Genomic DNA, 17372 nt, shown 5'->3' on the forward strand with positions numbered 1-17372 from the left:
GCTTTGCAGTGAAAGATAATACGACTAGATCGGGAAGGGGGATTCAGAAAAGTAGCAACCGGAAAAATAGGCGTTTGCCGTTTCTGGACGCTTCCGCTGTAGCTTTAGATGATAGGACAGTTTCCGATTTATTGACGTTTGTATACCAATATTCCAAAGAGATTCGATTTTATGGTCCCGGAGCGGATGCTGACAGTCGTTGGGATGTTTTTTTTGAACAAGATCTGCTTGTAATCCTATTACGCTTTTCCCGATTTGATTTAGATCCGATTGAAGCTGCTTTTGAGAAAAAAGTAAGGAGACTAAAAGGGTACTTCGATGATGCTCAAGGGAGGGATACCATAAATGCTATGGTGTTGGATTTGTTGGTTGTGATAAGGGAGCTTCGCGATTTAAAAAATAGTTTGGCGAGGGAGCATCAGGCATTTTCGTTGGCACGATCCCTACGTGATGCTTTTTCTGGTGGATTAAGGGACTATGTAGGGGAATTGTATCGCTATGGATCTATTTTGGATTGGTCAAACGATACGGAAGAGGAACTGAAAGCCATAGTTGACGAGTGGGGAAGCCCCAAAAAAGGAAGGTTCAAAAAACGTTCGCTTAAACGTATGGACACTGTCCGGATAAGAAAATTTTTTAACAGTTTTTTTTTCGCGGTTCATGAGCTTCAAGTAAAGTCTCGTCAACTTTTGGAGAAAATACTGAATGATTCCGGAGACAATAAACCCCATATCGCCTTAATAGTCGGCTTCTTGAATATCTACGGATATGTGCAACGGGAAATGAATAATATTCCCGCAAAACATCTTAATTATTATTATAAAGAGATTCTGAAGTTTCAGCCCCGTTCATTGCGTCCGGACAAAGCGTTCCTTCATTTAGGAATTAAAGAGGGGGTAAAGTCTGCGTATGTGTCGGAAAACGCATTGCTTTCCGCTGGAAAAAACGATAAAGGTGAAGATATCTTTTATAAATGTGATACACCGGCGGGGTTAACCGATAGCAGGATAGTGGAGATTCGGAATATCTATCCAAGTCGTAATGAACGCCACCATAAAGGGCTGGACGGGGATATTGTTACCGCTATTTTTTTTGATCAGAAGGAAAGGGGGGACGGAATGCTGTTTGAGGCCGGGGATTTTCCCGTTTTCGGAGTCGAGCCATTTGCTGATATCTTCCCGAAGCGGAAGCCTCGTCGGGCAAGGTCGGGTTTTATTATTGAAAGTGACGCTTTTAACCTTGTTGGTGGCGAGCGGAAAATTATTTTGGCGTTGAATTGCGCCCCGCATTCTTTTCGTAATTTTCTTGAACGCCTCATACAGTTTACAGGGGCCCAGTCGGAGCAAGATCATGCGGTTCGTAAAAGCATAAACCATGCTTTTAGGTTTACTCTTTCTACACCAGACGGGGGGCTTGAGATAGTTTCGTATCAAAGTTATATCGATTCCGCCAAATCAAGATTGCGTTTTGAGTTTGACCTTTCTGCGGAGGTTGGAATTATCGGCCCGGGCATTGATCCTGTTATTGAGCAAGACCCTTATTGTGAAAAAGCGCATTTGAGCGCCACTCTGCGCTATGAGTCAAAATATTTCTTGTATAGTTTTTTCTCTGGTTTAGAAATACTAGGGTGTGAAGTAGGGTTGCAAGTAGAGGGGCTTCCCGGGTTAGGGGCTGGGAACCGTTTGTCTGATTTTGTTCCCGAAGAACCGTTTCAACCCTTTGGGCCTATACCGGAGGAAGGGTCCTATTTGATTATAGGAAGTTCGGAGTTGGTGGGAAAAAAGGTCAGTGATATTTCCTTGCGTTTGGATTGGGAAACCTTGCCAAAAGAAAAGAGCTTGGCCTCATATTTCCGAGGATATAATATTCCGGTTTCCGATGATGATTATCGGCTTGAGATTTTTGTTCGGGATAATCGGGAATGGGTTAAAAAACTAGAGGTGCCATTACAAAATGAAAATGCCAAAGGCGAAAGGATAGTTTTTAGAAAGCATTTGGTTTTAAACGGCTTGCAAAGTTCGGTTTTTACATCGGATAAACCGGATGCGATAAAAATAAGGCTTAAGGCGCCTGAATTGGCTTTCGGTCATAAATATTACGCGTCGGCTTTGTCTGATGTGCTGTTATATAACAGTAAATACGGAAAGAAATTGCCCAAAGAACAACCGAAAGCTCCTTTGGTGCCGGCCCTTAACAAGGTCAGGCTTTCTTATCGTTCAGTAGAACGATTGGATTTTGAAAATGAGGCAAGTTTTTATCATTTGAGCGTTTTCGGATATAGAAAAAACCAATTAAGAAAAGGCCTGTCCACATCATTATTATACCAAGAAAAAGACTCTCCGAGTTTTATGATGGCTCTGGACAAAATACCAGAAAACAAGCGTTTGGATTTATTTTTTCAGATAAAGGAATCGCCTCAAGCGGTTGTCGGTGTTAAGCGGAATCTGAATTGGTATGCCATGGACCGCAACAATTGGCGAGCTATAGGAACTGATATGAAATTGGGAGATACCAGTAATGGTTTTTTGAACACTGGTTTTGTGAGGTTGCGTTTGTCGGGAAATATGACTTCGGACAATACCCTAATGGGAAAAGGTCGGTATTGGATAATGGCTACTTCGGAAAAAGCCGATGGCAAAAGACCTGAGCGAATTGAAAGAATCTATGAGAACGTTTTGTCTGTGGAGTGGAACGGTGATGGTTCAGGAGAACATTTAAAGAAAGGATTACCCGCTGGGCAAATAGAAAAGTTTGTGGAACAGCCTACGGGAGTCAGTTCCGTAATGCAAATCGGAAAAACATTTGGAGGGCTTGGGCTGGAAGGAAAAGGTGATTTTCAACAAAGGGTTAGTGAGCGTTTAAGGCATAAAAATCGCGCTTTGATGGCTGTAGATTACGAGCAGTTAGTGTTGGAAAACTTTCCTGAGGTTGGGCGAGTAAAATGTTTTACCGCTGATATGCATGACGGTAAAGTGTTTGTTCCTCCCGGGAAATTGAGAATTGTTCCAATGCCTATTGATTTAAGCCCCGAACGGCCTTATTTGAAGCAGGAATGTTTACTTAGAATAAGGGATTTTATTCGAACCAAGACATCACCTTTTGTTGATGTGCAAGTGTCCAATCCTGTATTTGAGGCTGTTCGAATTAGCGCTTCGGTATCTTTTACGTCGAGCCATAGTGATGGTTTTTTGGTGAATCGGGTCAAGGAGACTGTAAAGTCATTTATTGAAACATGGCGTAATCCTGATCTGGAGTCTGAGATTTTCGGAAATCCTTTGTTTGGTTCGGAACTTTTGACGCAGATACAGGCATTGCCATACGTACAATTTGTCACGTCATTTTCCATGTATAAGATTTCTGAGAAGGAAACCGGAAAAAAATTATTTGATACGGCCAGGGAAGAACAGATGCAGATTGTAATAAACCCGGAGTATCCATGGTCTATTTTGTGTTGTTCGGATTCTTTAGACTTAAGGGTAATGGCTTCTGAACTGATAAGTCCACCAGAGTCCAGAGGTATTCAAAATATGCAAACAGACGATGATTTCGTGATTGAGTAGTTATAAGGTTTATTTTGGTTATTGCGCTGATAATTTGTACTTTATAAATAGAGGGGCTTTGTGAAAGTGGGGATTCTTTTAGAGAGTATATTTTAAGATGAGATTGAGAAGGAGTTTTTATTTGTCTTAGAAGTAAAACCCTACGCATATGGCAAAAAAAGACAGGGCTACACTAAAAAAATGTTTTGAGAAGGGCAGTATCCCCAACGCGGAAGACTTTGCGGATTTGATTGACTCGTGTTCAAACCTAATTGATGACGATGAGAAGGAGACGATTGGTATGACGAACGGGTTGGGATGGACTTTCAGGCCTCAGTTTGGAGAACGTTCTATTGCCAGTTTTTTTTCAGACCCGGTATCGTCAAAGCATTTATGGCAATTGGATTCCCATCCCGCTGTAGACGGGGAGGGACATGACGCCATTTTGTTCAGAAAAGCGGGTGGTCAAGCTAGTTTGTCTTTGCACCATGACAGAGTCGGGGTGAATCATATCAGCCCTAGGTTTAGCTTTGAGGTTGAAGGAACGTCAGCGTCGAGTGCTAGGGTTGGGACATCATGTATTAGCCATGAGGTCCCGGCGGATAAGAAATGGCATACGGTTACGCCGGAACTAAGTGGTTGTAGAGCGTTTGAGATTATAGCGCAAGCGGGTAGTCTGACTTCCAGTAAGATCGTTTTGTCCAGAGCCATCGCCTTGAACCCTGCGAATATCAGTAGGGCGCGAATCAGAAGACATTCCGTTAGATTTAATTTTTGGAGTTTTCTATGGATTCAGTACCGGTGGACAGGATCCGACGAGAGCTACGCTTTACAAATGAGAACCAATAGAAAGCTTGGTTTGGGAGTTTCGATACGGTTTCATATAACCGAACTATGGAATGACGACCTCTTAGCGGACGTCTGACCGTTAAGAAATTGGTGTTTGTATGTGTTTCCAATTTTTTTGAGATGAAAAACCGAGGTGGCTATATAGCAAGAGGTCCGCAGGCTAAAAAAGCTCTTGATTTCAAATTCTTGCGTGAAAAAGGCATATCTATCATTCAGGAACTCGCCGGAAATAACTGGACTGACTATAATGTCCATGATCCAGGTGTAACCATTTTGGATCAATTATGCTATGCGCTGACGGATATGGGCTACCGTTCGGGGCTAGATATCCGGACACTATTGGCTTCGCAGGAAGGTTCGGACGGAAGGGTGACATTTTTGCCTCCGGAAGAGATTCTTACCACAGCTCCACTTACGCTACAGGATAGCCGAAAAATGTTAATCGACGGAATCGACGAGATTTGTAACGCATGGTTTATCCCATTGAGCCAGTTGCGGGATTCCAATGTGAAGGGGCTTTACTTATTATTGGTCGAATTGAAAGATAACGCCCAAAAGGAACGTTGCCATCAGGAGATTAGCGAGCTGTTGTCCGAATACCGTAATCTAGGAGAGGATATATATAAGATTTTATTTCTTGAGCCTCAGGAAATAAATGTGCAGTGTACTATTGTTTTGGAAAACGATTATTGGGCCGAAGAGGTACATGCGCAGGTATTGTTCCTTTTGGATAAGTATATATCCAAACCTGTCCGTTTTCGCTCGTTGGAAGAAATGCGGGAGTTGGGTTTTAAAGATGAGGAGATTTATGAAGGGCCCAGGTTGGAGCGGGGGTTTATCTTGGATGAATCTTTAAAACCTAAAGATTTCTATTTCCGAGAAAGCGAGTTTATTAATTTGCTATTGGATATTCCGGGTATAAAATCTGTAAAGCACTTTGACCTTTTAATGCAAAAACAAGTAGCTGGCGGTGATTACGAATTTGTGAATTTTACGGACAGATTAAGTGGCAAGGAAGTGCCGGAGGCGATGGTAGTCGGCTGGACACAAGCGCCGAGGTTGGCGAAGGTTCATCGGGAAGATGTGAATAATCCATTGTTCTTTAAATATCTAAAGCGTAATACGCCATTGTCACTATTTCAGGATGCGGTGATAAGTGAGCTAAAGCGTCTTGAAGCGGAGGTAAGACATTCGTATAAGAAAAAAATGGCTCAGGGAGAGGTAGAGGTTGAAGATCTGAGCGATTATCGGATAGATTTAAGCCGTTATACCAGTATACAAAACCATTTTCCGTCTATATATAGATTAACGGAAAAAAGACTGGACAATATACCTGAGCCGGAACGTAGAAGTGAGGTTTTACAGCTTAAGGGTTTTTTGTTGTTATTTGAACAGATATTAAGCAACCATTTGGCTCAACTCAGTCATTTCGGGGAATTATATTCCCTAGACCCTGAACTGGAAACCAGTTTTTACGCTCAAGTTCCGGAAGATATATTGCAATTGGATAAGCTGATACCGTATGGAAACGCGGACGTGTTGTTGCAAACGGTAGAAGACATCTTGCACCGGATTGATGATTTCGGTGAACGGCGTTTAGCTTTTTTGAAACATTTGATGAATCGGTTCGGGGAACGGTATGACGAATTTCCGTTTCATAAATTCAACTTTTATCCCGAATTCAGACCTCAAAGCGAAATATTTTCCATTATCAGACTTTTGGGAGAACAAGGCCCCTTGTCTACAAACAAAGCAGTTGCTCCTCCGCCTTTAGACGGGTATTGGCGTAAGGAGAATTATTCCGTATTAGAACGCCGGATGAGGTTAAAACTGGATTTGCCCTTGCGTGCGAATAAGTTTGCGAGTGAACTGTTTCCGAAAGTGTTTTTTAAAAAGCGTAATCCGGAGGAGCAGGCCAAAGAATTTTTTACGGGTGATTTTAAGTTCCATGAACGGAATAGTGGCTTTAAAGGGATTTGGGATTATTCTGAAAAAGTTAAAAAGGGACTTCACCGTAAATTGGTGGAACAAATTGAAGTCGATGAAGAGTTGTTCCGACGCGGTATTTGGGAAGATAATTACAGGCTCCTACGCTTCGTGACTAAAAAGTATGACTATACGGCTTTATTGTTTAATAGCTATGAGGATAAATCTTTTTGGGTAGAAAGGATAAAGCGGGATAAAGTAAATATCAGCGGTGCGGCGGACAAAAAGACTTATTTGGTTTACACCAAAAACGGTAAGGTTTGCTATGTATTGGAATTTTTGGATCATGATGTCAGGGTTGAGGATCGTTTGGTCGTTTGGCGAGCTTTGGAAATATACCGTAATGAAGAAGATGCGGCGAAGGCTGCTTTTTCGTTAAAAGAGCTACTTATTGAGTGGAATTATAAAAGTGAGGGGCTTTATGTAATTGATCACATATTGCTAAGGCCCAGAAAAATGGATCCTTCGGTTAAGCTTCTGTTCAGGGACGGAGACATGGATTTGCTTCCTGTTACGCATGAACATTTACTGAGTTTGGAAGACGAGTTGATAAAGTTATTGTTAGATATCCGAAGTATTGAAACTTCCCCATTTGTTGTGGAATGGGATAGCGAGACCTTTTTTCAGATCCAGACCTATGAAGAGGGTTTAATAGAAGGAGAACGCGTCGGGGATTATTCAAATCAGAAACAAGCCGAAATTGCTTTGGCGGAAATGGAATCAAGTCTGTCAGATGGCAAATCCCTGAAAGTAGTGCCCACCCAGCGGAATGTATATTCGGTTTTATCACGAAAGGCTGAAAAGGTATTGGCCAAAGTGGACAAACGGTTTTTGAATGAAACCGATGCCCAGGAGTTTGCTGATCGTGTGACAAAGTATGTGAACTCAATGACTGAGTTTGGCATTAATCGCCGGAAAGATATGCACGTAATGGCCGATGATGTGAAAGGGGAGTTCGCCTCCGAGGAATATAATTTTACCGTTACAGTTCTTTTGCCAGGATGGACTGCCAGGTTTCACGACAGGGAATTCCGACATCTCACAGAAGGCGCTATACGGAAAAACACGCCAGCCCATATCGCTTTGCGTATTAAATGGATTAGCTTAAACGAGATGGTTGTGTTTGAAAAGCTTTATTCCGATTGGATCGGTGTTTTTTCGGCTTTTAACCCCGGTGATGATTGCGAAAAAATCAATGCGCTTTCCGATGAATTGATGCGTTTTTTGAAAGGTATGTATACGCTTGATTCTCCAATGGACGTGAGCGAGTACTTTAGGATTAGGCAGGAATATTAATGGGCGGAAATGTAATAAATAAGTTGGTGACTGATGTGCGTATGGATTCGGTGCATGAAAGTAAAGGTTATGGAGAAACTTTCGCCACTTTGTCCAGAAACGAAATACAGGTAGAGCTAGGGAAGGTTCTTGATTTTTTCGCCAAAAAGTATGGTTACTTGCGTTTGGAACGCTTGGAATTAGACTTGGGAGTGGTGTCACCCGAAAATATGAAAGAAGAAGTGACAAAACGGATCCAGGAGAGGTTCCCCTCTTTATTGTTGAAATTTTTTAATCAGGATAAAGAAGCGAAAGAAGGAACTCGGTTGCCTGAGAAACACACATTAGCCTATTTCCTTCTTCATGGTCAGTTGCCTTGGTGGTGCGCTTCTGATTTCTCCCTGAGTGATTACATAGATCTGATGCTCAGAGAGAATAAAGACTCGGTACGAAAAATGTTTCGGGCTTTACGAAATAGAAAAGGGTTTATTCGAAGGGCGGTATTGCAATTCTCCGAAAATCAATTACGGCAATTGGTAAGGGTTCTGGCTTCCGCCGAAGCTGGGGCTGTGAATACTACAGTGGCTAACTTTCGAAAAGTGCATAAAAGGAAAAAGTTGGAATCTGTTTCCGAAGATGAGTTTAAGTATGCCGTGTGGGAATTGGCAATACGTTTTTTGACATATCGTAATCGTTCATATTTTAGCCTAAAAACATTTACCAAATATTTGATTCAGGGTCTAGCGAAGCGTTTTAACCTTGATTTGGTTCAAATACTCAATCATTTGGGAGGGGCTGTTTCGAAAATTGCGATAAAAGGAAAATCCATTGGCGCTCTTCCAAATATTATCCGTGATATCTACCGAGAAGAAATACGACACGGAAACTCGAAATCAAGCGACTTGTATTTTTCGACATGGTTAGAAATGTTAGATAAGGGGACTGTAGGCGGAGCCGAAAGTGAGTTTCTGAAATTTGTGAATGAAAGGCCGATAGAATTAGTCGGTTTTATGAAGAGAAGGGAACAAACTGACCGGAAAATATCCAAAGGACTTTCGGGTTTTGGATTTAAAACTCAGCGGAAAGCTTCTGAAATTATCTTCGAAGGTGATGCCGTTTTTGTAGAAGGGATTAAAGCCAATGCGATTAAAGCTCATAAGGAACGAAGAATTGCTAGGGGTAACACCGAATCGAAATTTGCCAAGATACTTTCCGAATTTATTTTTCATATAGGATTGGTAGACCGAGGTTCGGTTTTCAACCGAAAGTCATTCGCTAAGTCTTTGGTCAAATCTTTAGCCGATACCTATAGTATTAAGGAAAGTGATATTATTGAAGCTATCTCTTCTGGAATTACTGAAGTTGATCGGAAAGTGAAAAATGAGATTTCCCAAGTATTAGTCGCTTTAGCTAGAGAGTGGAAAGCGGAAGCGCCGGAAATAAAAAAGATTAAAACGGAAAGTTGGTTGGATAGGGTTCGGCAATTTGCGGACTCTGGCGACTCAGAATCACAGGAACGATTTGAAATAAGGGCTTTGTTATTTTCGAAACCTTCTTCCGATGCTGATTTTTTCCGTTTTGTGACATATATGGGAGAATATCGCCTTATAAAACTTCTGCCTTTAGTCGCTGGAATATATACCCCTGGAGTGCGTGCTTTTTCGAGACATTTGGATGAAGTCCATAAATCCGAAATGGTTCCTAATGTAAGCAGTCGGATTTTTAAAGAAGTAAAATGGTCGTTTATCATTAAAGTTTTAGTGGAGGACCGGGGTTCGGTTTTCAATACCAAGGTTTTTGTCAGAAAGACATTGGAACGACTGGCGAATCGATTTGGTTTGAAATATGATTTTTTGTTGGAATCCGTATTGAATTTACCTGAAGAAACCTTAACGATTGACGCTAACGTTCGATTAGCGTTATTTGATTTAAAAAAAGAAAAGAGGGTTTTAAAAGAAACGCCAGATCTTAATAAAAAGATATTAGCCCAATCCGATAAATATGTAATTCAAAAAGCGCTTGTTGAATATCTGGAAAGTGACTCTGGCCTATTTCAAGGTTCTGAGTTTTACAGTTTATTAAAAGATAAGCGAATAACCGGGACTATTGTAGAAACTATAGATGAACCGTTACGAAAGCGTCTTTTTCTTATTTTATTTCAAGGAAAGGCTTTTGAATTGTATTTCAATTCCTTGAGAAAAAAAACTTCCGATAAAGTCTTTTTCGGTGATATACGATTCTTTTATAAAGTATGTTGGGAAGAGGCTTTGGCGATAAAAAGCCAAAGTGGAGGCTTGTCAATTTCGTTTGAAACTTTTTTTTGGAAGCATATCCGTCGTGTTTCGAGACGGGTTTCTTTTAATCAAGCTGAACTAATCAGACTAATTTATCCTTCTCTCAGGAATCATCTTTCGCCGTCTATTGGTACATGGGCCGAAACGACAAATGGATTACAGCGAAGCGAACTTTCGGTTCGAAAAGATGCGTTTCTTCTGGGAATTATAAATAGTTTGGTTCCGGATAAAAAAAGGAAACTTTCCCCTGTTGACTGGTTGAACCTGAAAGAATGGCAAATCAATAGGTTAAAACATTTATCGCTTCATCAATTACGTTTTTTTTGGGCAGAGTTACGCAAGTACCTGCCTTATGAGCACCAAATAGAGATAATTAGGACTCTGCCAAGCCTTTTGGTTGAGGCGTGGCAAAGAACGTCGGGCTTCCTATTTGTGTTAAAGCGGATGTCTGTCTTCGAACGGATGCTGAAGGATACATTTTCCAATTTTAGCTTTTCCTTTTCAAAAGAAAGTCAGGAACTGTTTTTCGATAGCCTGTATCAGGGAAGAAATCCAACGCCGGAAGACTTTATTGAGTTTCTATTAAAACGATTCGTTTCCGAAAAAAACATTAGCGCAAATGACGTCATAATTCAGTTCAGTGAGAAGTATCAAAAAAACGCAACGATTCCAGAAGCGGATATGATGTCACGGCTTCGATCTTATACCGAAACTAGAGGTCTTGATTATGCGGGTTTAAAACCTGAATCGATAAAAGAGCAAGAGCCTCACGAAGTGTATGAGGAAATCCCTGAAGTGATGGAAGAGGAACTCGGCGAACGGGTGGCTATAGAAAATGCGGGACTTATCCTGCTTTGGCCATTCCTGAGTAGGCTGTTTGATATGATGGGCTATATGGTGCCCAAAGGTGATGCCTTTAAGGATGATGTGCAGGCGGAACGAGCGACGCACCTTAGTCAATACCTTGTCTTTGGCGAAGAAAATCATAGCGAGGATACACTTTTACTCAATAAAATCCTTTGCGGGGTTGGTCCTGAACGTCCTTTGAAGCGTAAACTTTTATTAACGAAAAAAGAAAAAGAAACTGGGGAGCAACTATTGGGAGGGGTTTTGGCGAATTGGAGCAAGCTGAAAAAATCAAGCAAAGACGCTTTACGGACCACATTTTTACAGCGGAAAGGAATTGTGGAGTTCGAGGAGAAACAGAATATTTTATATGTGGAAAAGAAAGGAGTCGATGCGTTGTTGACTAGTCTCCCTTGGTCATTTTCGACAGTGAAATTGCCATGGATGGAAAAAACGATCGTAACGATATGGAATTGAATCCCACCACGTTGAACGCGGTTACATTGGAAAGAGAACTACGGTGGCTCGAAGAGTTTATCATGTACCGGTTGGAGCTATATTTTTCGGATGAAAAACCTGAGAAAGTAGTGCCGGAGTTACCTTTAATCGGGGACACTCCGTCGCAGTACGCAAGTTTGATTCAACACTATAATATGAGCTTTGCCGAACGCCTTATTCTAATATTGGCGTTGGCGCCCCATATCCGTCCACAAGTTCTGGACCCGATGATGATAGTGAACTCAAACACTAATAGAGGGTATTCAGAGTTTGGAGGAATAAAAGGTCTGCGACACGGAGGCATGCTGCCAACGGGAGAGACCGCCGTTTTTTTAGTTTCGGGAACAGATTTGGCAAAGCGCTTTGAAGTGGCTTCGTGTTTTGGTGAAGGCCACTTTTTTAGCGGGCATAAGATATTGGATTTGGGAAGCGAAGGGACCAAAGACGAACCTTTTCTAAGTAAACCTCTACGCATGAGTCCGGAATATTTACATTTTCTTACGTCAGGGGATACGTATAGTCCTCCGTATTCCAGCGCTTTTCCGGCTACAAGGGTTAATACTCCGTTGGAGTGGGAGGATTTGGTATTGCATCCTGATACCCGTGATGAGATTGAAGATTTGCTGACCTGGGCCCGTTACGAAGGGGAAATCGTTAGTGGATGGGAATTGGGTAAGAGACTGAAAAAAGGATATCGGGCTCTTTTTTATGGTCCGCCAGGAACTGGCAAGACTCTTACCGCTGGCTTGTTGGGGAAGGCGCTAAACAAAGAAGTTTACACTGTTGACCTTTCTCAGATTGTTTCTAAATATATAGGGGAAACAGAAAAGAATTTGGCCGGTGTTTTTGATCAGGCCGAACATAGAGGATGGATTCTTTTTTTTGATGAGGCTGACGCCCTGTTTGGGCAACGGACAAGGACTAGCTCGTCAAATGACCGTCATGCTAATCAGGAGGTTGCCTACCTTTTGCAACGTATCGAGAATTTTGACGGAATGATAATTTTGGCTACTAATCTAAAAGCGAATTTAGATGAAGCCTTTGCCCGGAGGTTTCAATCAATTGTACATTTTCCACTTCCTAATACCGAGGAACGACTAAGTCTTTGGAAAGGCTCTTTTGGGAAAACGATTCCGCTTAGTGAAGATATCGATTGGCATGACTTGGCTGAAGAGTATGAGATTGCCGGCGGTGCCATTATCAATGTAATTCGTTATTGTGCAGTCAAAGCCAAGCAACGGGAAAATAGTATGGTTTATAAAGAGGACATCGTGGAAGGTATTCACAGGGAGTTTCAAAAAGAAGGGCGAGGATAGAAGTGGGCTTAATGAAGAAGAAAAATTGTGTTATCCTTTTTCCCTCTTCCCCCAAGAATTCCGAAACTCAGTAGGAGTAACTCCCTCTTTGGATTTAAACAAACGGCTTAGGTGCTGAGGCTCGGAGATTTGTAGGTCGTAAGCAATTTGTTCGAGAGTACGACCTGTGTAGAGCAAAAGGTTTTTCACTTCGAAGAGTAACCGTTGTTTGATCAGTTCGCTGGCAGTGGCATTAAATTGTCTTTTTGAGGCTTGGTTTAGGCTGACCCTGCTAACGGAAAGCAGTTCGGCATAATCATCCACTCGCTGTTTTTGGCGGATGTTTTCTTCCAATGATCTACGGAATTTGTAGGCCAGATTATCTAAGGCTACACTATGCTCTATTTTGTGTTGCTTGGCGTAAAGGCGGTTGAGACGCATCAGTAAATAATACAAAAGAGCTCTTATTATATGGGCACTGTCATTTTCGGGCTGTTTCAACTCGTGGCTGATTTCAGAGAGCTGGTTTAGGGAATTGTCGAAAAACGTCACGGGAAGCTCAAGCCAAAGCGGGTAGGCTGTTTGGTAAAAATACAACAAGCGGTAGGAAAACAGTTGATCGGCAAAAAACTCGTTGAGAAAATCCTCTTGAAATACGAGAAAAATAGCTTTCGGTGAAGGCGATTCCAATAGCCATTGGTGTTGCTGGTGTTTGGAAATAAATATTGCGGTATTCGGTTTTAGCTTTATCTCTGATTGGTTGAGCCTAAGAACTCCTTTAGCCTCTTTAATAAAAGCTATTTGGAAGAAATCCGCTTGTTGAATTTCTGAACCGAACTCGTTATTTAAATCCGAATCACAGTCGAGTACATTTAAGGAAATCTCGACCCCGCAAACCGTTTTGTTGAATTTGATGGTTTTCAAAATCGCCTGTTTTGAGTTTGTTCGATTTCAGGGAATAAGAAACGGAACTTTCATTAAATTTTTACGTGTCGATTCCGTTTTTATACGTATATCATGTCTGTTTAAAATCAAAAGGTAACCGTTTCTCCGTTTTCGGGCACCAGGATGTTTAGGTTTTTTGCTTTTGCGATGTTTCTGAGTTCCGCTCTTGTAGTCATGCAGTGATCCAGCGCTTCCATATGCGTGGCGACGATTGTAGCTGTTGGTATTGTTTGAGCTACCTTAACGGTCTCTTCGGCATTCATCAGGATGCGGTATTGTCCCATTAACATTGCGCCACCTGAGTTGGTCACTATAATATCGGGACGGTAAGTTTTCAATTGTTTTTCGATATCGGAGTCCCAAATGCAATCGCCAATTATATACAGAGTGGGATAACCTTCGGCGCTTAAAACGTAGCCGGAAACCTGACCTAAAATGTCGAGCGTTTCGTTGGGGCCGTGTTTACCTATCGTGCGTTGGATCTTGATTTCGCCATATTCCGCTTTATCATCTACGGGCGTTACATTTTTGAATCCCGCAGAGCTGATTGCTTCTTTGTCGGCAGGCTGAACGAAGAGAGGTATTTCCTTGTCCAGCGTTTCGATTGTGGCCGGATCCCAATGGTCCGGGTGAGTGTGCGTGACCAAAACCAAGTCCGTTTTGTCCACCACCTTTTTGGCGGAGAAGGGGAGGGAAACTGTCGGGTTTGAGTTTTTTTCGGGAGTGATGAAAGACATAAAACTTCCCGTTGCCGAAAGCATGGGGTCCACTAATACCGTTTTTCCTGCATAACGAATTTTCAATGTGGCGTTTCTGATGAGTTGGATTTCCGTTTTTTTCATTGCGGGTCTTTTTTAATGGTGACTATTGTATGGGATTCGAAATTAATATGTTGAAGTGATTTCGATTCAAAGTTTTGATTAGAGAGTTTTTGTTCTGTTTAAGACCGTGTAACACTCAGTTTTTATAGATTAATTTATCATGCAAAGGTCAAGTGTTTTGCTTTAGAAGACCGTACCATTCTTCCGATAACAACTACCATTTTGAAAAGAGAAGTGAGTGTTTTGTCCTATTTTCGAAATAATGAATTTGTAAAGAAAGTCAAAGATTGAAAAGGTGATTCCGTTAGATGTCGTTGATAAGACGGAGTCATTTTCGGAAACTACTTGTCACAATATATAATCGGAGGGATGTTACTTCGACCCTGTTTTTCTTTTATCTGATTGAACTTGGGCAATGTCTTGTTTGTGCCCGCTGCGAAAGCCAATGAAATAGGACCGAGTGTGCCTTGAGTGAATGTGGGATGGGTTTAATAAATAGGGGGATGAGCTGTCCTTTTTAAATTTAACCTCCTGTTTTTTAGGGGGTAAAATAAGGGTGATTGCTATTTTGCGAATGCGAAAAACGGTTTGTCTCAAGCGTAATGGATTTTAGATTTGTAGCGTCGCGAATGTTTGTTTTTTTGATGGGTTCCGTAAAAGGGGACACTCTTTTCGTTTAATTATCTCGCCATGTTTTTTGTCGCTTTTGTAGCAAAGCTCGCCTTTTATGCGTCGAGTGTTTTGCGCAATGCGAATGCCCAAGTTTGGGCCCCGGTATTTGGAAAACCAATTTATGCGGGCGGGAAGGTCCTGTTCGGCAAATTCTTTTTATATCCAAAAAGTACAGTATGAGATTATGTCTACGAATTTTTAAAGGGGCATTTGTCCTTGTCGTATTGATTCTTTACGGTTGTCAGGACCGTTTTGAGGATTATAAAGTTTCAGGAAGCTTGTCGGGTCGTTTGGTTACGGCTATGGAAGAAGTTGAGGAAGGTGATTTGTCGCAGTTTGTTAAGGGTATTGATATTCTGAATATGAGGGATGACCTCGAGAAGAGTACATATACCGTTTTTCCTCCAACGGATGACGCCGTTTTCAAATACCTTAAAGACAAGTTTGGAGTTTCGGACATTAGCGAGATTCCCGAAGAAGAGGTAAAGAAGATCGTTCGCGGGCATATTATCCGTGACGCGTGGTCTTGGGATCAGTTGTTAATCGCCAATAATTCCGGTTGGGGAAAAAAACCGGGGGATCCGGGATATGGCTTAAAGGCGGACTGGAACTTTAAGTTCAAGTCTATTTATAATGCCAAACCTTATGAAGTAACGGACAAGAAAACGGGAAAGACATATAAGCTTTCCAGAGAAACGGATTATCTCCCAATCTTTGATTTTGAACCGGAAAGCGGAATAAAAGAAGAGGAGGATTACACTTTCTTATTCCCCGACAGTGAATTTACAGGTTATAATATTCATGCGGCGATCTCCACAAGGCCAAATCAAAAGACGCTAAACGGTTATTTCCATGTAATCGACAGAGTGATCCCGCCACTTGGTAATTTGGAGATGCTTTTGGCTGAGAGTAAGGATTTTACCGTTTTTTATGATATTCTAAACCGGTTTTCGAAATATTCTTATGATGAGAAAAGCACATTAGCTCAAAAAGGAGAGGTTAAGGACTCGTTGTACGATAAGTATTACAATAGCAAGTACGTGGACTTTGTGGCGTTTGATGTAAACCCGAAAAACGCTTATTCGCATTGGTATACCGAAAAGGTCAATAACGTAGCCACTATACCAAGTGATGAAGCGTTGAATGCTTTTCTGGACGAGACCTTTATTGAACCTGGTTATTTCGGTTCTGTGGATGATATTCCGAATGAAGCGTTATGGCCATTGATCATGAACCATACCCAATTTGCCAGATATACGGTAATGCAATGGCTCAGGCCTTCGGATTTGGATTATTTCACTACAGGAAATAAGGAATTCGCCAGTATAGATAAAGATGAGGTGTTTTTTACCGCATTTCTGAATAACGCTGTTGTTTATGGCATTAACAGGACATTGGCCCCTCGTGGATATGCGTCTGTTATGCGCAAACTTTCGCTTGACTCCAAGTATTCCATGATGCTTAGGCTAATGAACAGGAATGAAACCGTTGCTACATTGATGAATGCGCAGGGAATAACCTCTACGGTACTTGCTCCAAGTGACGATGCGTTTGAGGCCGCAGGCTATACTTTTGATGAAAAAGCGAATAAGTTCATGTGGTTCGACCCCGACAAGGGAAAAGACGTAGAGGTTTCCTCTACTATGTTGGATCGGATTTTTATATCCCATATGCTTTATGACGTCGACCTGCAAGATTTTACGAGTCGTTCTTTTATCCAGAATATGGATGGTGAAAGCCGGATTAGGGTTCAGGACGGTAAACTCTATTCGGGAGGAAACTATGAGATAGACGAACAGAAGGCTGTGGAAGTTGTAGCCACGGATAAGGGTGGAGATAACGGAACATTCTATGAGATATCGGACCTGTTACTGCCTCCTCGTTTTTCCGTAAATCATTATTTGACAGACCCTTCGAGGCATGAATACGAAGAGTTTGTAAAATTACTTGAGAAAGCAGGGCTAATTAAAAATAGTATATTCAAAAGTGTTGTCTTGTTGGCGGGTGAGGGGCCTTTTACTGTAATAGTGCCGTCAAATGCGGTGATTTTGGCAAACAAAGATAAGATTCCGGAGGACCCGGATGAGCTTAGGGACTTCTTGTCATATTATTTTATACAGGAAGAGGCTTTGTTTTCCGAAAATAATATTAACGACGAATTTCTGACCCTCTCAGAAACGGCGGCGAAAGATGTCTTCAGAAAAATCAAGGTATCGACCGAAAACGGGACTTTGGGTTTCACTGACCTAAAAGGTGGAAAGGCCAAGGTAATCGAGGATGTTCGTTACAGTAACATTCTGGCTTACAGAGGGACTATTCACCTCATCGACAATCTTTTGTGGATAAAATAAT

Annotated in this window: 8 protein-coding genes; 6 read left to right on the forward strand and 2 right to left on the reverse strand. The window is 41.6% G+C overall.

Annotation, left to right across the window (positions count from 1 at the left end; translation table 11 throughout):
- Nucleotides 1–8 precede the first annotated feature (8 nt).
- From AABK39_RS09085 to AABK39_RS09105, 5 genes are all read left to right on the forward strand, one after another.
- Nucleotides 9–3560 (forward strand): baseplate J/gp47 family protein, encoded by a 3552-nt coding sequence (locus tag AABK39_RS09085; RefSeq protein ID WP_338394614.1) that lies wholly within the window; start codon nucleotides 9–11, stop codon nucleotides 3558–3560.
- 148 nt (nucleotides 3561–3708) lie between these two features.
- Nucleotides 3709–4464, forward strand: a complete 756-nt coding sequence (locus AABK39_RS09090; RefSeq protein WP_338394615.1) for a hypothetical protein — start codon at nucleotides 3709–3711, stop codon at nucleotides 4462–4464.
- A gap of 44 nt (nucleotides 4465–4508) precedes the next feature.
- A complete protein-coding gene (locus tag AABK39_RS09095) occupies nucleotides 4509–7670 on the forward strand; it encodes a hypothetical protein (RefSeq protein WP_338394616.1) in 3162 nt (1053 codons plus the stop codon).
- Nucleotides 7670–11266: a contractile injection system tape measure protein gene (locus AABK39_RS09100; protein ID WP_338394617.1), complete on the forward strand. Its 3597-nt coding sequence runs from the start codon at nucleotides 7670–7672 to the stop codon at nucleotides 11264–11266. The genes AABK39_RS09095 and AABK39_RS09100 overlap by 1 nt, the downstream gene beginning before the upstream one ends.
- Nucleotides 11257–12603, forward strand: coding sequence for an ATP-binding protein (locus AABK39_RS09105; RefSeq protein WP_338394618.1), 1347 nt, complete (start codon nucleotides 11257–11259; stop codon nucleotides 12601–12603). The genes AABK39_RS09100 and AABK39_RS09105 overlap by 10 nt, the downstream gene beginning before the upstream one ends.
- A 30-nt stretch (nucleotides 12604–12633) precedes the next feature.
- On the opposite strand, the gene AABK39_RS09110 is transcribed toward AABK39_RS09105, so the two are convergent.
- Both AABK39_RS09110 and AABK39_RS09115 read right to left on the reverse strand, forming a co-directional pair.
- Nucleotides 12634–13506: a helix-turn-helix domain-containing protein gene (locus AABK39_RS09110; protein WP_338394619.1), complete on the reverse strand. Its 873-nt coding sequence runs from the start codon at nucleotides 13504–13506 to the stop codon at nucleotides 12634–12636.
- Nucleotides 13507–13613: 107 nt separating this feature from the next.
- The gene (locus AABK39_RS09115; protein ID WP_338394620.1) at nucleotides 13614–14369 is read right to left on the reverse strand and encodes an MBL fold metallo-hydrolase; all 756 of its coding nucleotides are present in this window, start codon (nucleotides 14367–14369) and stop codon (nucleotides 13614–13616) included.
- An 827-nt stretch (nucleotides 14370–15196) separates the two neighbouring features.
- Between AABK39_RS09115 and AABK39_RS09120 the strand changes: the two genes are divergently transcribed.
- On the forward strand, nucleotides 15197–17371 hold the full coding sequence (locus AABK39_RS09120; protein WP_338394621.1) for a fasciclin domain-containing protein: 2175 nt from the start codon (nucleotides 15197–15199) through the stop codon (nucleotides 17369–17371).
- Nucleotide 17372: the final 1 nt, after the last annotated feature.

It is taken from the genome of Fulvitalea axinellae, from assembly GCF_036492835.1.
Lineage (GTDB): Bacteria > Bacteroidota > Bacteroidia > Cytophagales > Cyclobacteriaceae > Fulvitalea > Fulvitalea axinellae.